The sequence below is a fragment of the Labilibaculum sp. DW002 genome (assembly GCF_029029525.1).
GTDB classification, from domain to species: Bacteria; Bacteroidota; Bacteroidia; order Bacteroidales; family Marinifilaceae; genus Paralabilibaculum; species Paralabilibaculum antarcticum.
In genome coordinates this window covers 1,897,297-1,919,728 of record NZ_JAKJSC010000001.1, presented here as the reverse complement: position 1 = coordinate 1,919,728, position 22,432 = coordinate 1,897,297, and the positions used below count along the sequence as shown (strand labels likewise).

At 34.9% G+C, this 22,432-nt stretch carries 22 protein-coding genes; 13 read left to right on the top strand and 9 right to left on the bottom strand.

Features of this window, described 5'->3' with window-relative positions:
* Positions 1-360 precede the first annotated feature (360 nt).
* The gene (locus tag L3049_RS07305) at positions 361-597 is read left to right on the top strand and encodes a hypothetical protein (protein ID WP_275109149.1); all 237 of its coding nucleotides are present in this window, start codon (positions 361-363) and stop codon (positions 595-597) included.
* Between the two features lie 508 nt (positions 598-1,105).
* On the opposite strand, the gene L3049_RS07300 is transcribed toward L3049_RS07305, so the two are convergent.
* The 6 genes from L3049_RS07300 to L3049_RS07275 all read right to left on the bottom strand — a co-directional run bounded on the left by L3049_RS07300 (position 1,106) and on the right by L3049_RS07275 (position 7,546).
* Positions 1,106-1,831: a head GIN domain-containing protein gene (locus tag L3049_RS07300; protein ID WP_275109148.1), complete on the bottom strand. Its 726-nt coding sequence runs from the start codon at positions 1,829-1,831 to the stop codon at positions 1,106-1,108.
* 194 nt (positions 1,832-2,025) lie between these two features.
* Positions 2,026-2,844 (bottom strand): uroporphyrinogen-III C-methyltransferase, encoded by an 819-nt coding sequence (cobA, locus tag L3049_RS07295; protein WP_275109147.1) that lies wholly within the window; start codon positions 2,842-2,844, stop codon positions 2,026-2,028.
* 160 nt (positions 2,845-3,004) lie between these two features.
* The gene (locus tag L3049_RS07290) at positions 3,005-4,708 is read right to left on the bottom strand and encodes an NADPH-dependent assimilatory sulfite reductase hemoprotein subunit (RefSeq protein WP_275109146.1); all 1,704 of its coding nucleotides are present in this window, start codon (positions 4,706-4,708) and stop codon (positions 3,005-3,007) included.
* A 111-nt stretch (positions 4,709-4,819) separates the two neighbouring features.
* Positions 4,820-6,595 carry an assimilatory sulfite reductase (NADPH) flavoprotein subunit gene (locus L3049_RS07285; RefSeq protein ID WP_275109145.1) on the bottom strand — a complete coding sequence of 592 codons (1,776 nt, stop codon included), beginning with the start codon at positions 6,593-6,595 and terminating at the stop codon, positions 4,820-4,822.
* Position 6,596: 1 nt separating this feature from the next.
* The gene (locus tag L3049_RS07280; RefSeq protein ID WP_275109144.1) at positions 6,597-7,079 is read right to left on the bottom strand and encodes a precorrin-2 dehydrogenase/sirohydrochlorin ferrochelatase family protein; all 483 of its coding nucleotides are present in this window, start codon (positions 7,077-7,079) and stop codon (positions 6,597-6,599) included.
* Between the two features lie 11 nt (positions 7,080-7,090).
* The gene (locus tag L3049_RS07275; protein ID WP_275109143.1) at positions 7,091-7,546 is read right to left on the bottom strand and encodes a DUF2061 domain-containing protein; all 456 of its coding nucleotides are present in this window, start codon (positions 7,544-7,546) and stop codon (positions 7,091-7,093) included.
* A 639-nt stretch (positions 7,547-8,185) separates the two neighbouring features.
* Here L3049_RS07275 and L3049_RS07270 point away from each other — a divergent pair.
* The 8 genes from L3049_RS07270 (at position 8,186) to L3049_RS07235 (ending at position 13,891) form a co-directional block, all read left to right on the top strand.
* A complete protein-coding gene (locus L3049_RS07270) occupies positions 8,186-8,440 on the top strand; it encodes a hypothetical protein (RefSeq protein ID WP_275109142.1) in 255 nt (84 codons plus the stop codon).
* 14 nt (positions 8,441-8,454) lie between these two features.
* Entirely contained in the window at positions 8,455-8,643 is a 189-nt protein-coding gene (locus tag L3049_RS07265; protein ID WP_275109141.1) for a PspC domain-containing protein, read from the top strand.
* Between the two features lie 278 nt (positions 8,644-8,921).
* On the top strand, positions 8,922-9,635 hold the full coding sequence (locus L3049_RS07260; RefSeq protein WP_275109140.1) for a hypothetical protein: 714 nt from the start codon (positions 8,922-8,924) through the stop codon (positions 9,633-9,635).
* 121 nt (positions 9,636-9,756) lie between these two features.
* On the top strand, positions 9,757-10,140 hold the full coding sequence (locus tag L3049_RS07255; protein ID WP_275109139.1) for a nucleoside triphosphate pyrophosphohydrolase family protein: 384 nt from the start codon (positions 9,757-9,759) through the stop codon (positions 10,138-10,140).
* A 30-nt stretch (positions 10,141-10,170) separates the two neighbouring features.
* On the top strand, positions 10,171-10,959 hold the full coding sequence (locus tag L3049_RS07250; protein WP_275109138.1) for a PhzF family phenazine biosynthesis protein: 789 nt from the start codon (positions 10,171-10,173) through the stop codon (positions 10,957-10,959).
* Positions 10,960-11,108: 149 nt separating this feature from the next.
* Complete coding sequence (locus L3049_RS07245; protein WP_275109137.1) at positions 11,109-11,711, top strand: DUF975 family protein; 603 nt, start codon at positions 11,109-11,111, stop codon at positions 11,709-11,711.
* 273 nt (positions 11,712-11,984) lie between these two features.
* A complete protein-coding gene (locus L3049_RS07240; RefSeq protein WP_275109136.1) occupies positions 11,985-13,319 on the top strand; it encodes a MutS-related protein in 1,335 nt (444 codons plus the stop codon).
* A gap of 5 nt (positions 13,320-13,324) precedes the next feature.
* On the top strand, positions 13,325-13,891 hold the full coding sequence (locus L3049_RS07235) for a pentapeptide repeat-containing protein (RefSeq protein WP_275109135.1): 567 nt from the start codon (positions 13,325-13,327) through the stop codon (positions 13,889-13,891).
* 62 nt (positions 13,892-13,953) lie between these two features.
* Here L3049_RS07235 and L3049_RS07230 read toward each other — a convergent pair whose 3' ends face one another.
* From L3049_RS07230 to L3049_RS07220, 3 genes are all read right to left on the bottom strand, one after another.
* On the bottom strand, positions 13,954-14,505 hold the full coding sequence (locus tag L3049_RS07230; RefSeq protein WP_275109134.1) for a carboxymuconolactone decarboxylase family protein: 552 nt from the start codon (positions 14,503-14,505) through the stop codon (positions 13,954-13,956).
* Between the two features lie 144 nt (positions 14,506-14,649).
* The gene (locus L3049_RS07225) at positions 14,650-15,489 is read right to left on the bottom strand and encodes a helix-turn-helix domain-containing protein (protein WP_275109133.1); all 840 of its coding nucleotides are present in this window, start codon (positions 15,487-15,489) and stop codon (positions 14,650-14,652) included.
* A 79-nt stretch (positions 15,490-15,568) separates the two neighbouring features.
* Positions 15,569-17,239 carry an alanine/glycine:cation symporter family protein gene (locus tag L3049_RS07220; protein WP_275109132.1) on the bottom strand — a complete coding sequence of 557 codons (1,671 nt, stop codon included), beginning with the start codon at positions 17,237-17,239 and terminating at the stop codon, positions 15,569-15,571.
* Positions 17,240-17,474: 235 nt separating this feature from the next.
* On the opposite strand from L3049_RS07220, the gene L3049_RS07215 reads away from it, so the two are divergent.
* The 4 genes from L3049_RS07215 (at position 17,475) to L3049_RS07200 (ending at position 22,425) form a co-directional block, all read left to right on the top strand.
* Entirely contained in the window at positions 17,475-18,356 is an 882-nt protein-coding gene (locus tag L3049_RS07215) for a M90 family metallopeptidase (RefSeq protein ID WP_275109131.1), read from the top strand.
* A gap of 77 nt (positions 18,357-18,433) precedes the next feature.
* Positions 18,434-19,030: an outer membrane beta-barrel protein gene (locus L3049_RS07210; RefSeq protein WP_275109130.1), complete on the top strand. Its 597-nt coding sequence runs from the start codon at positions 18,434-18,436 to the stop codon at positions 19,028-19,030.
* 107 nt (positions 19,031-19,137) lie between these two features.
* Positions 19,138-19,818 carry a tetratricopeptide repeat protein gene (locus tag L3049_RS07205; protein ID WP_275109129.1) on the top strand — a complete coding sequence of 227 codons (681 nt, stop codon included), beginning with the start codon at positions 19,138-19,140 and terminating at the stop codon, positions 19,816-19,818.
* Between the two features lie 18 nt (positions 19,819-19,836).
* On the top strand, positions 19,837-22,425 hold the full coding sequence (locus L3049_RS07200; protein ID WP_275109128.1) for an endonuclease MutS2: 2,589 nt from the start codon (positions 19,837-19,839) through the stop codon (positions 22,423-22,425).
* Positions 22,426-22,432 lie beyond the last annotated feature (7 nt).

Below are 22,432 nucleotides of genomic sequence, written 5' to 3'. Positions count from 1 at the left end.
GGCAGCAACAATCCACAAGGCTGTGAAAGCTTCCTGCCTATGGCGGTAACAATTCACAAGGCTGTGAAAGCTTCCTGCCTATGGCGGCAACAATTCACAAGGCTGTGAAAGCTTCCTGCTTACGGCAGCAACAATTCACAAGGCTGTGAAAGCTTCCTGCTTACGGCAGCAACAATTCACAAGTATTTGTAATATTCTAGCTTGTAGAATAGCCTTTGTGTCCAACGATAAAGTAGTTCAAACTTTGTGAGTGATGCTTACACAGTAATTTTATAAGTGAACTCGGCTAATTATTAAATACTGCGGAAAATGTGAATTATTTCTGATATTTTTGTGAATCAAGAATAAATAATAAAAGCTATGGAATTTAACGATCAGGAAGTAATTGTTGATTGCCCACATTGCAAGGGCGAAATCATTGTAAATATATTGGAGATCACCAACCATCATACGGTAAGTTGCCCTAATTGTAGTAAGAAAGTAGATTTAGCAGCGAACGATCCGTCAGCAAAATTAGGAGTGCCTAAAACTTACATGCCATTTGATGGTTTGGCTGACTACATGAAACAAGTGGAAGAGAAGAGAAAAAAGAAGTAAAACTGTGCGGTTTCACCTCAGTGTAATTCAGTCCTCTCTGTGGTGAGAAAAAATAGTAAAAGAAGATACTTGCCAGAAGAATGTCATTCATAAAAGGTTTTGACCACGGAGAATACGAAGGAGCACAGACAAAAAATTAGATAATAAAGGGGTTTAATTAAAAACTTGAGTTTCTTTTCAAGTAATTCAATTTAGATGGAACTGGCTCTGGCATTCAGCTCGACGCTGGGACCCATAGGTGAAAAAGACGTTAAGAACAGAATCCCATGAGTGAGGAACGAGTGAATATTATTCTGTTTAGACTTTGAGTCGTAATGGGTAGCGAAGAGATGTGGCCTAGACTTTTTGGTTCTTTTGTGGTAATGACAAAAGAACAGCCTGTCTGGCTTGAAGACAACAAAATAAAGTGGATTCTTAATAAAGATTTGACCACGAAAAACACAAAGGAGCACAGACAAAAAACAAAAGAAAAGAGGCATTTCCCAATAGGAAATGCCTCTTTGTAGCTCTAACGACGATTAACATCTCCACCGCTTGAGTCACTTACATTTACTTTTTCAGGATTTCCGTAATAGCTAACATCACCACCAGAACTGGCATGAGCTTCAATAGCTTCCGATGCATAAACGCTAACGTCACCACCACTTGAGGCTTTCGCCTTGCATGTTTTTGCGATTAATTCTTTTGCTCTAAGATCGCTACCACTGCTTGCTTTTCCAGCAAAATAATCTGCTTTTCCTTGCAATCTTGCATCAGCTCCAGAGCTTACGCTACAGCTTAATTCTTTTGCATTAATTTCCATTTTTGCGTCGGCACCACTGCTCACGCTAATGTCTAAATTACTTGCGTTAATAAGACCTCTGGTTTCCAAATCGGCACCGCTCGACACATTAATTTCGTGCACATTAACGAGCGTTACGTAAACACTCATTTTTGTAGCTCTGCGAATATTGCCATCAACTTTAAGAATTAGTTCATCACCTTTTACACGAGTAATAATGTGTTCCATTAAATTCTCGTCCGCTTCAACGGTCAATGATTCTTTGTCACCTTGAACGACATATACATCTAGGCCACTACTAGCCGATATTACTGAGAAGGATCTTATTTCACGATCTTGTTTTTGGACATTACCATTCCCTTTTTCGCCCCAGAATTGTGCATTTACACTACCGGATAGCAAAAATGCAAGGGCTACAATTAGGAAGCTAGTTTTTTGAATGAATTTTTTCATGTGTATATTATATTAGTGAAAATGTTAATCTATAAATAAGACGCCGTTAGTAAGAATTAAGTTACAGCTCAAATAAAAAAAGTAGATTGTTAATCTGAGGTAAAGACGATTAGCGAATATAAAGTGTTGCATTGGCATAAAAAAAGAGGTGCGAATTACCGCACCTCTCTTCATTAATTCGTTTTATAATCCGTTTAAAACAAATTAAGAAATGGTTGTTTAATAAAGTTTTTGACTTTCATAGAAATTGGATACTTCTCTTTTGCTAACACATTTTGCGTTCCTGGTATTTGCGTATGATTACCCAATATAATTACAGCGGGAGATTCAGGCAGATCCTCTTTTTTAATTTTTGAGAAAAAACGAGTGTTGCCACTAAGTACATCGCTGGCTTGGTAACTTACTTTGGAAACTACATTGATATTTGTCTCTTTGCTCAGTTTTTGATTTAATTCTTGAGCCATCGCATTCAACTGTTCCAATCCCATGTAAATTACTACGGTATCGTCATTTTCAATTTCTTTGATGATGCCATTTAAAGTGCTTTTTTCACCACCAACTTTAACTGCCGAGTGAAAATGAATACCAGAGGATTTTCCTCGTTCGGTAAGAGGAATCCAGAACTCATTCGATGCAGCCATAGCAGCGCTAATTCCTGGAATCAATTCAAAATCCAATCCTATTTCCAATAAATATCGAATCTCTTCCACACCTCTGCCATAAACCATCGGATCGCCCGATTTCAAACGCACCACCTGACTTCCCAAAAGGTAATACATCAATAGCTGATCGTGAATGTATTCTTGTCGAGATACTGGATTTTTACCATCGCCTGATCGCTTTCCCACATTAATAAGGATAGCTTTTTCAGGAAACAATTCTCGTACTTCATCAGTTATCAATGCATCATATAGAATCACATCTGCGTTTTGGATGCTTCGCAAAGCTTTTATTGTGAGCAGATCAGCAGCACCTGGTCCGGCACCAACAATCCATATTTTTCCTTTTTTCATACTTGTATGTATTTGTCCTTTTCTTTTTACCCCTAAATCCCCAGAAGGGGACTTTTGGTCAATGTAAAAGATAAAGGGAGTGCAATTAAATTTGAGTGCTGTAAATCCAAGTCCCCTTCAGGGGATTTAGGGGTTTTTTGATTTTTTGACCTTCCTAGATTTAATGCTTAAAATCTTTAGCATTCACAATCTCTTTCACATATTCTTTACGGATAACAAAATTGCCAAACTCTTCTCCTTTGGTTCTGTTTTCGGCGTAATCTTTTAAAATCGGACGTAGTTCGCTAAGAATTTCTTCTTCGTTTATGTTTTCACGATACAGATTATTTAAACGAGTACCTTTAAAATTACCTCCTAAGTAGAAGTTGTATCTTCCAGGGGCTTTTCCAATGAAACCTATCTCTGCAACGTAAGGTCTTCCACATCCATTGGCACAGCCTGTCATTCGAATCACAATCTCATCTTTTGTTAAACCAAATTCCTGAAGGCTTTCATCAATTTTATCGATTAAGATAGGAAGGTATCTTTCAGCTTCAGCAAAAGCTAAACTACATGTATTTAGTGCGACACAGGCAATTGAATTCGCTCGTGTTCCCGAAATAGCCTGTGGTAATAGGTTATGCTTTTTCAGGATTTGATTTATTTTTTTCTTGTTTGTTTCTTCAATCTTACCAAGTACTAGATTTTGATTTCCTGTTAATCTAAAATCAGAAATGCCTAATTCGGCAATTTCCTGTAAAGCGGTTTTAATCTTTAGCTGATCAACATCTTTTACTCTACCACCTTCTATAAACAAACCAAGATACCATAAACCATCTTTTGCTTTTTGCCATCCAAATTTATCACCATTTCGAATTAGAGCGTAGGTTCTTTCTTCTTCCAAAGAGTAGCCCAATTTTTCGTTTAGTAATTCTTTAAATTTAGCAACTCCAATACGATCAATCGTATATTTTAAACGGGCATTCTTTCTCACTTTTCGATTGCCCAATTCTTTCTGCAACAGAACAACTTTCTCCGCAACATCTACGGTGTTCTCTACCGAAGCAAAACCCAGAACATTACCTAATCGAGGATAAGTTTCTGTATCTCCAAAAGTGGTTCCCATTCCTCCTCCTACAACAATATTAAATCCTTCAAGTGCACCATTATTTTCGATCGCGATGAAGCCTAAATCTTGCGTGAATACATCCGTATCATTGAAAGGCGGTGTGGTAAATCCAATCTTAAATTTTCGTGGCAAATACACCGGACCATATAAGGGTTCCACTTCACCAGCGCTTCCTTCTGCAACTTTTTTCTGGTCGAGCCAGATTTCGTAATAAGCCGGTGTTCTAGGCGTTAAATGATCACTAACTTTCCCAGCCAATTCTTGCACCTGATCGAAAACCTCAGAGCCATATGGGTGTGGACTTGCCATCACGTTTCTATTTACGTCTCCACAAGCAGCAATGGTATCCAATAAAGCTTTGTTGATCGATTGAATACTAGGTTTCAAGTTTCCTTTCAAAACACCATGAAACTGAAATGCTTGTCGCGTTGTTAATTTGATGGTTCCATTGGCATATTCATCGGATATTTGATCGATTTGAAGCCACTGTTGTGCATTTACAACTCCTCCCGGTACTCTTACTCGAATAAGAAAAGAGTAATCAGGTTCCAATTTGGTCTTCTTTCTTTCTCGTTCGTTATCACGATCGAATTGTTGATAAATGCCATGGAATTTAGATACCTGACGATCATCGACTGCAATTGCATCTGTAATGGGATCGGCAAGGCTGGCCTCAAGTGTACCGCGTAAATAGTTACTGTCGGTTTTTATTTTTTCTACTTCGGACAATTCTGCCCAATTGATATTATCTGACATAGTTTTTTGATTTAGGAGAGATAAGTTTTTTATAAATAAACTATCGTAGCTGTTTCACTGGTATTTACAACTTGTTCAATTAATAATTTATAATTCTTAACTCATAATTATCTAATACACATCAAGCAGCAAACGCTTTTCTCTCTTCAGGTTTTTCAAATATTCTTCTGCTTTATCGGGTGTTATGCCACCTTCATTTTGAATAATCTCAAGCAGAGTATCCTGAACATCCTTCGCCATATACTTCTTGTCTCCGCAGATGTAAAAATGAGCTCCATTTTCAAGCCATTGGTACACTTCGTTGCCATTTTCTTTCAATCGATGCTGAACGTATTCCTTATCTTCCTGATCTCTTGAGAAAGCTACATCTAGCTTTTGTAGTGTGCCTTTTTTTAGGAATTTTTGCCACTCAACCTGATACAAGAAATCTTTTTTGAAGCGTTGATTACCAAAGAACAACCAGTTTTTTCCTTTCGCACTATTTTGTTCTCGTTCTTGTAAGAAACTTCTGTATGGAGCAACACCTGTTCCTGCTCCAACCATTATTAAAGGCTTATTTTCATCATCCGGTAAACGGAATGCTTCATTTTTATCGATGTAAATAGGAATGTGATCGCCTGCATTAATTTCATCGCTAACATAAGAAGAACAAGCACCCTTACGGTCTCGCTTTTTTTGCTGATATCTTACCGATGCAATGGTGATGTGAACCTCTTCGGGATTAGCACTAGGCCCAGATGAAATGGAGTAGAGGCGAGCGTACAAAACTCTAAGAACCGACAGGAATTGATCGCTTGTAATTTCACCAGGATAATCTTCCAGCAAATCATATGCATCAGCGCCATACAAATATTCTTCTAGTTTGTCTTCATTGTTTAGCAGTGCTTCCAGATCTTTATTCTGAACAAGAGCATTGTATTTTGTCAGTACTTCCTGATTTAAAACCGTTATTTCCAGTTTGTTTTGTAAGGCTCTAAACAAGCTAAGTTCTTTCTCGCCAACTGTTACAATTCGCTCTGGATCATCTTCGAATTTATTTATTAGTAAATCAACCAAATCGATTGGGTTATTAGGAAGAATACCAATGCTATCACCTGCCTGATATTCAATTCCAGAATCTTCTAAAGAGATTTCAACATGATAAATTTCCTTTTCAGAATCGCTTGTTGTGATTCTTACTTTTTCCAGAACCTCAGCATAGTAAGGATTTGAACGGTTAAATTTCTTTTTTGGAGCAGAAGTCGACTTGCTTTGCGGACTGCTCGCTATTTCTGGAGCTAGAGTTTTTAATTCATTCAGAATTGTTTCGATCCATTTTTCTGCAACTTCTTCGTAAGCTACATCGCTCGTTTGCACAGGAATTATTGCTTGTGCTCCCAATTTTGTAAACTGTTGATCGAAATCGATACCTGTTTGGCAATATTTCTTGTATGTTTTATCGCCCAACGCAAGTACAGCATATTTGGTATCTGGTAGTTTTGGCGCTCTTGTGCCATGCACATATTCGTAAAAATCTTCTGCCTGAATTGGAGCATCACCTTCACCATGAGTACTAATTATTAGGAAGACATACTTTTCTTTCTTCAAGTCATTCTTCTTATAATCATCTACACCTTGTAGTTTTGCATTAAAACCTAAGGCAAGCACTTTATCGTATAAATCGAGCCCTATTTCTTTGCTGTGTCCTGTATGTGTCCCGTACAAAATTGTTATGCTTTCCGCTGATTTTGGAACAGAGATTTTGGGGAGCAAGAGTGCATCATCTTTTCCATTAATGATTCCCGATATGTATCCATTTACCCATACCAACTGATCGGCAGATAAATTTTGAATCAGCTGATTAAGCTGAGCTAATTGTTCTTGATTGATTTGATATTCTTTTCCCATCTTAATTGGCAATTAGTAGTTTTTGAAGCTGATAATTTTCAAAGTAATCTTTCAATTGGTTCCTAACTCGTATCGATTCGTAAACATCTTTACCGTTAGAGCTAACAGCAATACTGACATTCGATTGCTTGTAAATTGCAGGAGATACAAATTCACACAAATTAGGTTGATCGTGAACATTTAATAGTACGCCTGCTTCTTTTGTATCTCTTATTAATTGTCTCACAAATGCAGGATCTTCAACACAACTGTATATTAAAAAGTAATCTTTAAGAATGCTCTTATCGTATTGTTTCTCGTGGAAAATCACTCCTGCATTTTTTATCCAGTCGATGATTTTAGGAGCGATTACTTCAATTAAATCTGTACTCCTCTGTAATATTTTCAGTTTTTTATAAGCGTCTTCATCGCCACCAATAATTAGTATTTTCTTATCTGTAATATCTAAGGCGATTGGTAAAAATTGTTTATTATGTTTTGACATGATCTTGCTTTTTAAATGTGATAATCAATAGGATGCTCTTTTTCTTTGCCTAACTGAATTTTATTCCATGTTCGTTCATGAACAAAATAGAGTCCCATTTTCGTAAACAATTCAACTCCGCCAATCGACATGGCCCATTTTAAATCTCCAATAACGAAGTAGGAAATTAGTATGGTGTCAATTGTTCCTATCGTTCTCCAGGATATGGTTTTTAGGATGCTTCTGTAATTCTTCTCTTTCATTTCACTTGACTTACAAGAATAAAAAAAGTCCTTCTGCAATGCAGAAAGACTCGATATGTAATGTTCATTTAGGTACATAACGATTTCTGCTAGGGTGGATACCTTAACATACACATACAACAACATAATGCTAGGTTGGATCTGTTTTTTGTATGGTCTGAATTTCTTTTCATCCTTTATAGAGAAATAGATTCTTGTACTGTTTACATTTCTTGTCGAGATCATTATTTTGGATATAAAAAAAGCCTTTCTGCTAATGCAAAAAGGCTTATGAAAATATCCTGATACCGAATTTTTTTCAATTAAGCTGTTCCTTTTTGCATAACGCGACTTTCCATACACATACAACAGGTTGTACACATAGACATAGTCATTTTGTTATTTTGAAGGAAATTGCTCATTGCTAATTCGGATATTTTGATCTGTTTATTTGATACAAGTTTAGGAAGATATTCTGACTAATCCAACAAGAAAGTAATAAAATAATACCTGCGGGTCTTTTTCTAATTTATAAGAAACGTTTGCATAGAAAATCATATTTAGATTGTAATGGTGTTCATTATCAGTGTTATAAGTTTATGATTTGTGTGGTTGTTATTTATACACTCTCCTTTTGAAGTTGATTTATAGGATTGATAAGTAAAGTGGAATGAAAGCAGAACTGATAAAATAGTTGTAATTCCCTAACTAAGGTAGATCCAAATTCAAAATGAAATGATGAGCGACGAGATTGAAATTGAGCTGTCTGATCTTGAAGATGCACGGCATATTGATAAAAATGCTTAAATTATAAATAGTTAGTCTAATTTTGTTGCTTGGAATTCAATCTCTTCCTATATTTACATCGAAATTAAAAAATAAGTTATGCTCCCAAAGTTTTTATTAGCAGACAATTCACAAGAGTTACCAGATACTCTTTTTATCATCCACACACATTCTCCTAAGTGTATTATTGAATGTGATGTAGAGGATTTTACTTCTAATCAGACGGTACATTGGTTAGATAAAGCTCCTGAAGATGAAAATCTGATTGTAGATCTAATGGATGAGGCCGAGACATTCTACAATGATGAGTTGGAGAGTCAGGAAGATCTTTATGACGAAGAATTTGATGATTAATTAAAAACAGTATTATGGCAGGAAAATTAAGAAGATCATCAGATAAGATGATTGCTGGTGTATGTGCAGGAATAGCAGATTATTTAGGATGGGAAACAAGCATTGTCCGAATAGCCTATGTATTGCTTTCAATATTTAGTGCGGGTTTTCCCGGATTATTGGTTTACATCATTCTTTGGTTTGTAATGCCTGATGAATATTAATAAATATTTCAATTAAATATAGAAGGGAAAAAGCGAGTGCTTTTTCCCTTTTCTTTTTTGATAATTAGCTCATTATTAACAGGTAATCGATAGCGCTATCGATTGTGTTTTATAACAGATCAGAAATAAGATAATTATCATGATTTGCACCTTCTTTTTCTTCTATTTTTGCAGCGATTTTGAACAAGGGGGAAGTGAAAATCATACAGTAGCAGTTTAATCTTGCATTCGTAAATTAGCTTCCGTCAGACAAACAACAACACTTAATAAATTTACTGATGAAGTTTTTAAAATCTATCTTTTTGATAGGATTATTGCTAATCTGCGGGGGAGTAAAAGCAGACGAATTACCTTCGAAAACGAGCGTTAATACAAGTATTGATCTTGTGAGTAGACACTTGTGGCGTGGTTTTAATAGTGGAACAGCTCCAACTATTGAGCCTACAATCGAATTGCAAACCGGACGGTTTACAGTTGGTGTCTGGGGATCATATGCACTTGATGAATCTTATCAAGAAGTCGATTTCTATGTGAGTTATAATACACCCTTATTTCAGTTTAGTCTTTACGATTTTTACTGTCCTAATGTTGACTTTGAAAATTCAGATTTTTTCGACTTTGACAGCGATAAGAGTGTTCACTTTTTTGACGCTGTAGCAAAATATAAAGGTTGTGAAAAATTTCCTATTTCGATTATGACCTCTGTTTTGTTTTATGGTGAGTTCGATCGTGATGCAAATAATGATCAACGTTATTCAACTTACGTAGAATTGGGATATTCTAATTTTATTGGAGGTAAAAAATTTGCCTACGCGTTGGGATTCACTCCTTTTGATGGTATGTATGATGATAAAATCAATCTGGTAAATGCCAGCATCACAACTTACGATGAAATAAAATTGTCAGATTCTTTTTCTTTACCAGTTAGAGGTGGTCTTACCTTAAATCCTGTATCGGAGCGCTTGTTCCTTACTTTTGCGGTAACACTATAAAGATCCACTAAAATATATTTGATAGGCTGCCTTAATGGTAGCCTTTTTTTTTGTGCATTCTTTTCGGCTTTCACAAAAGAAATCATGATATTTAAGTTTGTAAAATAGATTGATATCAAATATGAAAGCTTTAGAAAATGTAAACGAATTTCACGCAGCCTTTGGGGTAAATGTGGAAAAGAAACCTGTTATACCAAATAAAAAAAGATGTGAGTTGAGGCAGAATATAATTCAAGAAGAAGTTGATGAATTAAAGGCAGCATGGGAATCGGGAAATTTAATTGAGGTTGCTGATGCTTTAGCTGATATTCATTACGTAGTTATGGGAACAGTGCTCGAATTTGGTTTGCAAGATAAGTATCCCGATATTTTTAAGGAAGTACACCGTAGTAACATGAGTAAATTAGATGAAAATGGCAATGCTATTTATCGAGAAGATGGTAAGGTGATTAAATCCGAATTGTACTCAAAGCCTCAAATCGAGGAAATTTTAAATGACAATTGAAATCTAATCGTACGCTGAAAAATAGGCCCTATGAAATTGACTAAATATCATGTTGATGCATTTACAGATCAACTTTTTGGTGGTAATCCCGCTTGCGTAATTCCATTGGAAGATTGGCTGCCAGATGATTTGTTAATGAAGATTACAAAAGAGAATAATTTAGCCGAAACGGTATTTTTTACAAAAACTAATAATGGATTTCACATTAGATGGTTCACACCAGAAATCGAAATGGATTTGTGTGGTCATGCTACTCTTGCTTCTGCTCATGTCATCAAAAAACATTTGAATTATTCTGGAAATAAGATATGCTTTAGCTCTGCCAGTGGAGAATTAGCTGTTACCTTCGATGAGGATCGATACGTATTGGATTTTCCTTCAAGAATGCCCGAAAAAGCAGAATTGCCAACTATAATTAAAGCAAGTTTAAATGTGCAGCCACAGGAAGTGTTTTTGGCTAGAGACTATGTTTTAGTTTATAAATCCGAAGAGGAGGTTAAGGCACTAAATCCTGATAAGAACAAGTTGGAAGCAATCGATTTGGGGCATGGAGGGATTGTATGCACATCACTTGGGGAGGAAGCTGATTTTGTATCCCGTTTTTTTACGCCAGGAGCTACTATATTCGAAGATCCAGTAACGGGTTCGGCACATTGTAGTTTGGTACCATTTTGGAGCAAACGATTAAAGAAAAAGGAATTACTTGCTCATCAGATTTCAGATCGTCAAGGAATCTTATTTTGCGAGAATAAAGAGGAAAGAGTACTACTTGCTGGAAACGCAATAACCTATAGTGTAGGTGAGATTTATTTAGACTAGTATTTATCTCGTGAGACTATTTAACAAGTAAGTAAATTATATCTTGTTTCGCTTGATTGTTTTTATTAGGTTTGTTAGTTGGTGTAAATGAGCAAGAGTTTTGCAATAGGTTCATCTTGTATTATAAAATAATTAAAAAAAAAGAAACTATGAAAACCGAAAATTTAGCCCTAATGAGAAGTGCTAGAGAATCTCTAAGCGGAAAATGGGGAGTTGCTATTGGAACAACAGTTGTTTATCTTTTAATTGTAGGTAGTTTACAATTTATTCCTATTGCAGGAGCCATTGCAGGTTTAATTATTACTGGACCATTAATGTTAGGCTTAACAGTATTCTTTTTGTCAATTTCTCGTGATGAAGAAGCTGAGTTAAATCAATTATTTTCAGGATTCAATAATTTTGGAACAGCATTGGGAACTTATTTATTGATGGTGGTTTTCACTTTGTTATGGTCTCTTTTATTGATTATACCTGGAATTATTGCTGCAATTTCCTACTCAATGAGTTTCTTTATTCTTGCAGAGAATCCTTCAATTGGTGCGATGGAAGCGATTGATAAAAGTAAAGCAATGATGTATGGTTACAAATGGAAAATGTTTTGTATGATGGTTAGATTTTTCCTTTGGTCATTACTATGTATGTTAACTTTAGGAATAGGTTTCTTATGGTTGATTCCTTACATGCAAGTTAGTTACGTTAAGTTCTATGAAGATATTAAAGATACTCCTCTTGTTGCTGAAATAGAGAACTAGGATTATTATTATATTAAGCAGCCTCAGAATTCTTTTTTTGAGGCTGTTTTTTTATAATAGAATGTAAGGTCAAAATAAGGGAGGAAGATTATTACTTGCTGGAAACGCGATAACCTATAGTGTAGGCGAGATTTATTTGGATTGAAATAAAATGATCATTGAAGAATTATTAAAAAGTAATTCAAATGTAGTTTTATTGTTAATTAAGGTTAATCAGTATAAAAATTTTATTTTTCAGGATGTTTCTCTATAATAGTTTGTGTAGTTTTAGATATGCTCAAATTTAAAACAGACGAACAAACGCTAAATGATTTAAAAATATTTCCAAAATATCGTAAGGATACTTCAATTTTCGGATACTTTGATAAAACAAAAACTAGAGGTGGTTCAATTGCTTTGCATAAGTTAATGGATTCTCCTTTTAATGCTTATAAAGATATTGTTGATCAAATAGATGCAATTAAGTATTCTTTTAGACTGGAAGAGGAAATTAATTTGTGTTTAAACGATGACAAGCTCGATATTATAGAATATTATTTAAATCTAAACACGGCTTCTCTTAGAGATAATTTATTGGATGCATTGTTTGATAAAATCTCTTATAAATTAAAGCCAACAAATGGTTACTATTTAACTTTACAGGCATTAAAATATATTCAGGAGCATTTTAACTTTTTGGGTTTATTAATTGAATCATTCAAAGGAGAAAAACTTCCAGTATTTTTCGCTGGACTTAGAGATGATGTTATTGCCATTCAAAAAAATCAAGATTTCGAGTCATTATTTAATAATGAGAAAGAAAAAATATCCTTCAGACAGATTAATCATTTTGACGCATTGTTAAAGGATAAATACAGTGAGTTACTAAAGCAAGTAATCAAGAAAACATATTTATTAGATGCGTATTTATCTGTAGGTAAGATTGCTCAAGAAGGTGATTTTACTTTCCCGAAATTTATAAATTCTGAAACTCCGAAGTTTAATGCAAAGCAACTCTTTCATCCTTTTGTACCCAAGCCAGTACCGTGCGATTTCGAATTAGGAAAAAACAAGAATCTTTGCTTTTTGACAGGGCCTAATATGGCAGGTAAATCAACCTTTTTGAAAGCTGTAGCTTTAACTATTTATTTGGCACATATAGGTTTTCCTGTTCCATCAAAAGATTGTACGCTAAGTGTTTTTAATGGTTTATTTACCACGATTAATCTATCTGATGATATCGAAATTGGGTATAGCCATTATTACAGTGAAGTAAAGAGAGTAAAAGAAATAGCAACTCAGATTAAAGAACAGAAGAATTTGTTGATTATTTTTGATGAGTTATTTCGAGGAACCAATGTGAAAGACGCATGTGATGCCGGTTTATTGGTAACAAAAGGATTTTTAAATTCTAAGAAGTCACTATTCTTAATTTCTAGTCATATTACTGAGATTGGAGAGGAGTTAGAATCAGAAAAATGTGTTGACCTTAAATATTTTGAGTCAAGATTAGATGGGGATGTTCCTGTTAATACCTACCAAATAAAAGAAGGAATTTCTAGCGAAAGGCATGGTTTAGCGATTGTAAATAGAGAAGGAATAGCTGAGATTTTAGAGAATGCAATTTAATTAATATGGAATACGTAGAAGATAAAGTTATTGAAAAGAAAGATTATTCAGCAGAAGGCTTGCCAAAAGGAGAGTATGAAAATTGTCGTTTTGTGAATTGTTCATTTGCGAATTGCGATTTGTCTGAGAATATTTTTCTTGAATGTGAATTTGAACAATGCGATTTAAGTCTGGCTAAATTAAATTACACAGCTATTCGCGACACTGAATTTAAGTTTTGTAAGATGATTGGTGTTGGATTTCAGGATTGTAATCAATTATTATTATCGGTAAACTTTCAGGATTGTCAGCTTAATTTGGCTTCTTTTTATAAATTAAAATTGAAAGGGACTCAATTTGTAAATTGTAATTTACAGGAGGTCGATTTTACGGAAACAGATTTAACAGGCTCAAATTTTGACAATTGTGATTTAAGTAGAACAGTTTTTGAGTATACCAATATTGAAAAAGCTGATTTAAGAAGTTCCTTTAATTATCTAATTAATCCAGAAGTTAATAAAATAAAAAAGGCAAAGTTTTCTCTTTCGGGAGTAGTTGGTTTGCTAAGTCAGTTCGATATTGAAATTGAATAAAAAAGCTGCTTCAATTTTTTGAAACAGCTCTTGTTATAAGCAAAATGAATAGTATTGATATATTAAGCGGCTTTTTTCACCAAAGCTTTTGCTGTAGGGAAATCTACCGGAACCTCTGTTAAGTTGTGGGTATAATTAGTAAACGTGATTTCAGTCACTACTGCAAGAATATCAATAAGTGCTTTTTCATTGAATCCAGCTGCAAAAAAGTTTTCTTTAGCTTCATTACTTGCCTTTCCATTGCTTCTGGAAATTTCAGCTGCTAAGTTGCTTATAGCGCTCAATTTAGGATCATCAATACTACCATCTCTTAGCTGCAGTGTCTCATTTTCTGTAAAGCCATTCATTTTAGCGATAGCCGTATGTGCCGCTAAACAATATTGACATTCGTTCACTTCAGAAACAGCCAACCTTATTGTCTCCAATTCTTTGTTTGAAAAACTTCCTTTACCTACTTGACTTGAAAAATTTAGGAAACTTTCTAATGTATCACTAGAGTATGCAATGGTGGCAAAAAGATTTGGAATCATTCCCAATTGTCCCTTTACTTTGTCTAGAATTTGTAGTCCTTTTTCGTCTAATTGTTCTCTCGTTGGTACTGAAATTGTTCTCATCTGTTTTAATTTTTATAATGATTTATATTTTGATCTTTTAACGATTATATGTCTTTCGATCTAATGACATTACAAAGATGGAGCAATAAAAAACGGGTAAGAATGGCTATTCTTCCCCGCGACTTGATGATTTTTCCCTTCGTACTAAATAATGGATGATTTTTTGAATTCGCTAGGGCTTTTTCCAACCGATTTTTTAAAAAAGCGACTGAAATGAGCTGCATCATCAAAGCCAATTTCAAAGGCAATCTCCTTGGCACTTTTATCGGTATAAAGAAAGAGACGTTTGGCCTCTAGTACAATCCGTTCTTGAATTACCTGCAAAGGACTTTTGCTATTGTATTCACCAAATAGGTTCGATAAGGTTTTTGGTGATTTATTTAAAAGATCGGCGTAATCAGCAACCTTGTGTTTGTTTTTAAAATGCATTTCCACCAACACATTAAATTGGCGAATGAGATCCAATTTGTCTTGGTTAATTTCAGGGTTCTCAAGATTTTTTCGTGCCAAACGTGTGCATTTAATCAGAAACCTTTTCAATAAAACTTGTAACATTTCTCCCTGGATTTGATCTTGATTTTCAAATTCTTCAAGCATGACTTGATAAAGTAAATCAAAACTATTTTGCTCTTCAGAACTTAGGCTAACAATTGGTACATCAGAGGAACCAAAGAATAAATAGCCATAACAAGATACCTCTTGATCATGCTGCTGAATACAATAGAATTCTCGATTAAAAATAAGAGCAAGCATGTTCTCTTCCGTATCGATAATTTGTATTTTATTTAAAGGTGTCAGGAAAATAATTTGATTTTCAATAATTGTATAATCAATACCATCTACACGAATTGTGGCTTTTCCATTTTTTAGCCAAAGAATTCGATAATATTCATTTTCTTTTAAGAGAAGTTCATTGTCGGTGCAAGGAAGTGTACTTAGTGAGAATAAAGATTCGTTTCTCTCATTCTTGTATATGTGTTTCATGTTTCATTTACTTTTAGGTAAAAAGTAAAGTACAAAAAAAAAGAGACTCCTTAGAGCCTCTTTTACAATTTATAATGCTTTACACTTCTTCAGGATGTTCCTTTTTGAACTTATCCCAATAGGTATTTAGGGTCGTTTTCATGTCTTTGTGTAGCATTAAAATTCCAATTAAGTTTGGCAATGCCATAAGCACAATTGTAATTCCTGATAATGTCCAAATAATTGTTGTATCTGCAAATGATGCGATAAAGAATCCGATGCAATAGATAATTCTATAAGGTAATACACCTTTAGCTCCAAATAAATAGGTGACAGAACGACCTCCGTAGTAGGCCCAGGCGATTGCTGTAGAAAATGCAAATAACAATAAACCGATGGAAACAATCCAACGTCCCCATTCACCTAGATAACTTCTGGTGAAGGCTTCAGCTGTTAAAGGTGCAGAGTGCATAAGTGAATTTCCTTTAAAGTAGGCTCCATTTTCTGAAGTAAATTTCCCTAGTTCAATTTTTACTTTACCAGAATATAAATCTCCGTCAGTATTGTAGATCAAAACATTTTCGGCAATTGATCGTGCATTTATAATGCTTACCTGATTCTCGATATTGCCATTTTTCACCTTCAACTCACCATTGAACAAAGGAAGCTTCTTCTGATTGCCTAAGAATTGATATAACTCGTTCCTGTCTTCTTTATTGGTATCATCATAGACATCAGCCATTATACTCATATCGGTAGTTTGGAATTGATTTGGAAGTTTCTCGTTCCAAACACCGGATGAAAGAATAACTAAACCTGTAAGTGTACAGATAATGATGGTATCGATAAATGGCTCCAGGATGGCTACCATACCTTCTGATACAGGTTCTTCTGTTCTGGCAGCAGCATGAGCAATAGGAGCTGATCCCTGTCCAGCTTCATTACTAAATAAACCTCGATTAACACCTTTAGTTAGTGCATAAGAGAAGCCAGCACCTAAAAAACCACCAACAGCAGCAGTACCTGAAAATACATTTGTGAAAATGGATATAAAGGAGGGTATGATATTTTCGTAATTGTAAAAGATAACAGCTAATGCACCTACAAAATAAATGATGGCCATGGTTGGAACCAATTTTTCAGTTACTTTGGCAATTCGCTTAATTCCACCTAAAATAACGATGGCTAGAAGAATTGCCAATACTCCACCACTCAACATTTTTTCAATACCAAAAGTTGAATGTAAAGAACTTGATATGGAATTGATTTGTGGTAAACTTCCTGTCCCAAATGATGAAACAATTGTCATAGCAGCAAAAAATGCAGCTAACCATGGCATTTTAAGTTTGTTTTTCATGTAATACATCGGACCACCGGAAATAAAGCCTTGTTCATCTGTTTCACGATATTTATGTGAGAGACTAACCTCTACAAACTTGGTTGTCATACCTAAAATAGCCGTCATGAGCATCCAGAAAAGGGCAGCTGGACCACCCAAATAAATTGCAAATGCTACACCAGCAATATTACCTGTTCCTACAGTTCCTGAAAGGGCAGTAGTTAAAGCTTGAAAATGTGATGTATCTCCTTTTTCGTCGGCCTTGTCGTATTTACCACGAACCACCTTTAAAGCGTGTCCGAAAAATCGAATTTGGGGAAATTTAAGATATAGAGTAAAGAAGAGTCCGGTTCCAAGTAATAAAAGAGTGAACCATTGGCTTCCTCCAAGGTATTGTTCTATTCCGGCTAAAAAGTCGTTGATACTATGCATAAAAATAATAGGGTTACGGTTAGTTACATTTTCTGTTTTTTAGAAAATCAGTCTAATATAAAGGATAATTTTTAAAACTTGACTACTATGGACTAACTTATGGGGTGAAACATTCTTTACTTTCATTAGCTTAGATTATTTCTATATAATCATAATACACATGTGAGATAACCAACATAAAAATGTAAAGTGTTACATTTATCTATTGAATTTATTTACTGTGTTAATTTAAATTATGGATATTGTAATTCTTTCAGCCATTGTCATTGCTATTGTGTGGTTTCTATTTAGGAGGAATAATAAAAAGAAATGGAAAACGCCAAAGTCACCTTTCCAAAAAGAATGGCGAATCATACTTGTTGAAAAAGTAGTGTTCTATAATGCATTGTCTGCAGATGAGAAAAAAAGATTTGAATTTAAAATTCAGGAGTTTCTTTTGAATTGCAGAGTTACTGGTGTTAATATCAATGTTGACTTAACCGATCGAATTTTAGTTGCGTCTAGTGCAATTATCCCTGTATTTGCATTCCCTGAGTGGAAATATACAAACCTTGATGAGGTATTAGTTTACCCAGGTAATTTTAACGAAAAATTTCAAACTTCTACTTCAGACTCAAATATCTTAGGAATGGTTGGTAGTGGGTATATGGAAGGAAAGATGATCTTATCTAAACCAGCCTTGCTGCACGGTTTTTCAAACGAATCAGATAAGAAAAACACGGCTGTTCACGAGTTTGTTCATTTAATAGACAAGATGGATGGCAATATTGATGGTTTGCCTTCTATACTTTTAGAAAAGCAATATGCAATTCCATGGTTCGATCTTTTAGATAAAAAGATTGATGAGATATATGAGGAAAGATCTGATATAAATCCTTATGGAGGAACAAATAAAGCAGAGTTTTTTGCAGTAGCTAGTGAATATTTTTTTGAGAAACCTAAACAGTTTGCAGAAACACATCCTGAATTGTATGAGATAATGACCGAGGTTTTTAACCAAAATATGAAAACCCGAAATTTAAAAAAGACAAAGCAGAGTTTTGGCAGAAATAGTCCATGTCCTTGCGGAAGTGGTTTGAAGTTTAAGAAATGTTGTGGTCGAGTACATTACAATTAACACATCTAAGTTTACATATTTAAAAAAGAGATTGCCGAAAATCTTAAGAGTAGGCCAAATACATCAAAAAGAAATCTATGAAATTAATTTTTACTCTTTGTGCATTTTTTTGCTTTGTAGGACTTTTATCTGCTCAAACTGAGCAAGGTAGATTATTAATTGGAGGTAGTTCAAATTTAAATTTTACATCCGTAAATAATAAATGGAAAAATGATGGTGGAGATGGTGACCTTGGCTCATCAACAAAATTTGAATTTGCTCCTCAAGTTGGGTATTTTGTTGCGGATCGATTTGCAGTTGGCCTGCAGTTACCCGTAAGCTTACAAACAGAAAAAGATGAAGATGATGATGAGTTCAAAACAAATAGTTTTGCGTTCATGCCATTTGCCAGATATTATTTTGGAGATAATAATGTAAAACCTTATTTACATGGCGGTTTTGGAATTGGATCGCTTAAGTTGGAAGATGTATCTGATTCAGAAGAGACGAAGCTAAAAACTTTTGTTTACGGAATAAGTGGTGGAGTTGCTATTTTCCTAAATGATAAAATTGCTTTGGATTTAGGTTTAGGTTATCAATCTACAATTCTTCGCCCAAGTGAGGATATGGATGGAGATCCTAGAAATATTTCGAGTGGTGTTGCATTTAATGTGGGCTTCTCATTGTATTTGTAATTTGAGGGATTACTATTTAATACATCAGTAAAATTTAAAAATACACTTCTAACAAAAACAAGTTCTCTTTGCAATTGTTGGGAGTGTTTTGTCTAAAAGAAAACAGAATGAAATTAAAATTAGTTATTATTCTCTTTCTCCTGATTTCAAAATTGGGAGTATCAGCTCAGGAAGTACATCAAGTATCACTTGCGGATAAAAATAAAGCGATTGTATTAACAAATCAGGCCATTGAGAAAGTTAAAACTGATAATGTCGGGGAAGGATTCAATCTTTTGATTCAAGCAATTGCTCTAGATTCTACAAATCGGAATTCATATCTGCAATTATATCGTGTAGGGATGAATGATTCAACACGAATTGATACAGCTATTTCCATACTTCAAAAATCGAAAAAAATATTTCAACAAGACGATGAAATTTGTTATTACATTGGAGAAATGTACAATTTGAAAGGTGAGGCTAAGAGGGCGATGGCTGAATATAGTATGGCAATTGCTTATAGTAAATTAAATGGAGAAGATTTTCATTTGGTACATCGTTACTATTTTAATCGAGCTAATATCTGTTTAGCAAAAAAGATGATTAGTACAGCTGTTTTGGATTATACCTATGCCCTTAATCTAAAGCCTGATTATGGTGCAGCCTATGCCAACAGAGGTATTTGCTTGTACAAGATGGGAGAAAAAGATGCCGCCTGCAAAGATTGGAAAGAAGCTGTGAAGTTTGGAATAGGACAGTCGGAAGAGTACCTAAAGAGAAATTGCAATTCCAAAGTTATTAAATAATAAAAAGGAATAACACCTATGTGTTGTTCCTTTACTTTTGCCTCTTCAAGCTCTTTTGTTAATTTTGCAGAAGAAATAACTAAGATTGTACAGACACACGTGATATATCCAGATAATTTTGAAACGAAGATACGCTTCGATAAGGTTAGAGAACTACTAAAGAAACAATGTTTAAGTCAATTAGGAAAAGATTTAGTCGATGGGCTAAAGTTTTCCGAATCCTTTAAGCGTGTTACTCGCCGGGTTAGCGAAACCAATGAATTTAAAACCATTTGTCTTGAGGAAGAGAATTTTCCTTTGGGACATTTTATTGATGTACGTCAGAGTTTAGAGAAAATTCGAATTGACGGGACTTATTTAGAACTTGATGAATTATTCAATTTAAAACGTTCTTTAGAGTCAATATCTGCTATTCTGCGTTTTTTTAAGAACAAAGAGGAGGGAAGTTACCCATACCTTATGAGATTAACGGGGAATGTGAAAATGTACCCTTATATTTTTGAGAGGTTAAATGCCATATTGACCAAGCATGGTCGGATGAAAGACAATGCATCGCCAGAATTGCAACATATTAGAAGTAGCTTGATTCAGAAGCAATCGACCATTTCGAAACGTATGCAAGGAATGTTACGTATTGCCCAAAAAGAAGGTTGGGTAGAACAGGATGTGGCACTTTCTATTCGTGATGGAAGAGTTGTTATTCCAATTCCATCGGCACACAAACGAAAAATAAAAGGTATTGTTCATGATGAATCGGCAACGGGTAAGACGTCTTATATTGAACCTGCTGAGATTGTAGAAACCAATAACGAAATTCGTGAATTGGAATATGCTGAGCGTCGCGAGATAATTAGAGTTCTTCGTGAATTTACTGAACAAGTCCGTCCTTATGTCAACGACTTGTTTTTAGCCTACGAATTCTTAGCTCAAATAGATTTTATTCGAGCCAAAGCAAAGTTTGCGATTCAAGTTAATGGTCTAATGCCTCTAATGGGTAAAGAGCCTAAAGTTTTATGGGAAAATGCAGTTCATCCTCTACTTTATTTAACCTTGAAGGGGGAAGGAAGAAAAGCAGTTCCATTAAATATTGAAATAAACGATAAGCAACGTATCGTTCTTATTTCAGGACCCAATGCCGGTGGTAAATCGGTGTGTTTGCAAACGATGGGTTTGCTACAATACATGTTCCAATGCGGTTTATTGGTTCCAATGGGTGAGAAATCGAAGATGGGAATTTTCGATAATATTTTCATCGATATTGGTGATGAGCAATCTATGGAGAACGATTTGAGTACCTATAGTTCGCATTTGATTAATATGAAGCATTTCTTGAAATACTCAAATGCTGAAACCCTGATGATGATTGATGAGTTTGGTACAGGTACCGAGCCTGCTGTAGGTGGTGCCATTGCCGAATCGATTTTGGATAAGCTGAATAGAAAACAAGTACGAGGTGTTATCACGACTCACTATACAGGTTTGAAACACTACGCTTCAGAGGCCGAAGGAATCGAGAATGGTGCTATGTTATACGATTCTCATAAGCTACAACCTTTATTCCAATTACAGGTAGGTAAGCCAGGTTCGTCATTTGCTTTTGAGATCGCCCGTAAAATTGGTTTACCAGAGGAAATCCTGAAATCGGCCACCGATATTATTGGTGGCGATCATATCAACTTTGATAAACACTTGCGTGATATTGTGCGTGATAAGCGATACTGGGAAACCAAACGTAACAATATCAGGAAAAGCGATAAAAAGTTGAACGATTTGGTGGAGCAGTACGATAAGGAATTGAAAGATGCCAGTAAGCTTCGAAAAGAAATCATTGAAAAAGCCAAAGAGGAAGCTGCTCAGTTATTGAATAGTGCGAATAAGTCCATAGAGAGAACCATTCGTGAAATTAAAGAGAGTAAAGCGGATAAAGAAAAAACCCGAAAAATCCGTAAAGAGTTTGAAGAAGTAAAGGTTAAGCTAACTAAAGAGGAGCTGAAAGAAGAGGAGCGCATAAATAGAAAAATACAGAAACTAAAAGAGAGAGAAAAAAAAGGAGGAAAGAGAACTACACCAGAGACAAAAGAACCTGTTGCTACCGATTCAAAAACAATTGAAAAAGCTAAAAAGAAATTTAATCCAGATGTTATTGAAAAAGGTGATTTTGTGAAATTAGATACACAATCGTCAGTTGGTGAGGTGGTAGAGCTTAATGCAAAAACAGCAGTAGTTGCCTTCGGAAATATTCTTACTTCCGTTAAAAAGGTACGATTGACAAAAGTGAGCAAGTCTCAAGTTAAGAAACAGGAAAAGACCTATAATAAAACTTCATCCTTAATTCAGGAGAAAATATCCAAAAGAAAATTGAGTTTTAAAGCCGATTTGGATGTGCGCGGTATGCGTGGTGAAGAAGCTGTTCAAGTCGTAATTGATCATATCGATGAAATTATCATGCTCGATGTTGGCGAGTTTCGTATTCTGCATGGAACAGGAGGAGGAATTCTTCGTCAGATGATTCGAGAACAATTACAGACTATTGATTTGGTTCAACACTTTCGTGATGAGAAAATTCAGATGGGTGGTGCAGGAATAACAGTAGTAACGATGGAATAAAAGTACA

What these genes read in the sequence shown, in the direction of transcription:
- L3049_RS07305 (WP_275109149.1), top strand. Translation starts at nt 361, where the DNA reads ATGGAATTTAACGATCAGGAAGTAATTGTTGATTGCCCACATTGCAAG.
- L3049_RS07300 (WP_275109148.1), bottom strand. Translation starts at nt 1,831, where the DNA reads ATGAAAAAATTCATTCAAAAAACTAGCTTCCTAATTGTAGCCCTTGCA.
- cobA (WP_275109147.1), bottom strand. Translation starts at nt 2,844, where the DNA reads ATGAAAAAAGGAAAAATATGGATTGTTGGTGCCGGACCAGGTGCTGCT.
- L3049_RS07290 (WP_275109146.1), bottom strand. Translation starts at nt 4,708, where the DNA reads ATGTCAGATAATATCAATTGGGCAGAATTGTCCGAAGTAGAAAAAATA.
- L3049_RS07285 (WP_275109145.1), bottom strand. Translation starts at nt 6,595, where the DNA reads ATGGGAAAAGAATATCAAATCAATCAAGAACAATTAGCTCAGCTTAAT.
- L3049_RS07280 (WP_275109144.1), bottom strand. Translation starts at nt 7,079, where the DNA reads ATGTCAAAACATAATAAACAATTTTTACCAATCGCCTTAGATATTACA.
- L3049_RS07275 (WP_275109143.1), bottom strand. Translation starts at nt 7,546, where the DNA reads ATGATCTCGACAAGAAATGTAAACAGTACAAGAATCTATTTCTCTATA.
- L3049_RS07270 (WP_275109142.1), top strand. Translation starts at nt 8,186, where the DNA reads ATGCTCCCAAAGTTTTTATTAGCAGACAATTCACAAGAGTTACCAGAT.
- L3049_RS07265 (WP_275109141.1), top strand. Translation starts at nt 8,455, where the DNA reads ATGGCAGGAAAATTAAGAAGATCATCAGATAAGATGATTGCTGGTGTA.
- L3049_RS07260 (WP_275109140.1), top strand. Translation starts at nt 8,922, where the DNA reads ATGAAGTTTTTAAAATCTATCTTTTTGATAGGATTATTGCTAATCTGC.
- L3049_RS07255 (WP_275109139.1), top strand. Translation starts at nt 9,757, where the DNA reads ATGAAAGCTTTAGAAAATGTAAACGAATTTCACGCAGCCTTTGGGGTA.
- L3049_RS07250 (WP_275109138.1), top strand. Translation starts at nt 10,171, where the DNA reads ATGAAATTGACTAAATATCATGTTGATGCATTTACAGATCAACTTTTT.
- L3049_RS07245 (WP_275109137.1), top strand. Translation starts at nt 11,109, where the DNA reads ATGAAAACCGAAAATTTAGCCCTAATGAGAAGTGCTAGAGAATCTCTA.
- L3049_RS07240 (WP_275109136.1), top strand. Translation starts at nt 11,985, where the DNA reads ATGCTCAAATTTAAAACAGACGAACAAACGCTAAATGATTTAAAAATA.
- L3049_RS07235 (WP_275109135.1), top strand. Translation starts at nt 13,325, where the DNA reads ATGGAATACGTAGAAGATAAAGTTATTGAAAAGAAAGATTATTCAGCA.
- L3049_RS07230 (WP_275109134.1), bottom strand. Translation starts at nt 14,505, where the DNA reads ATGAGAACAATTTCAGTACCAACGAGAGAACAATTAGACGAAAAAGGA.
- L3049_RS07225 (WP_275109133.1), bottom strand. Translation starts at nt 15,489, where the DNA reads ATGAAACACATATACAAGAATGAGAGAAACGAATCTTTATTCTCACTA.
- L3049_RS07220 (WP_275109132.1), bottom strand. Translation starts at nt 17,239, where the DNA reads ATGCATAGTATCAACGACTTTTTAGCCGGAATAGAACAATACCTTGGA.
- L3049_RS07215 (WP_275109131.1), top strand. Translation starts at nt 17,475, where the DNA reads ATGGATATTGTAATTCTTTCAGCCATTGTCATTGCTATTGTGTGGTTT.
- L3049_RS07210 (WP_275109130.1), top strand. Translation starts at nt 18,434, where the DNA reads ATGAAATTAATTTTTACTCTTTGTGCATTTTTTTGCTTTGTAGGACTT.
- L3049_RS07205 (WP_275109129.1), top strand. Translation starts at nt 19,138, where the DNA reads ATGAAATTAAAATTAGTTATTATTCTCTTTCTCCTGATTTCAAAATTG.
- L3049_RS07200 (WP_275109128.1), top strand. Translation starts at nt 19,837, where the DNA reads ATGTGTTGTTCCTTTACTTTTGCCTCTTCAAGCTCTTTTGTTAATTTT.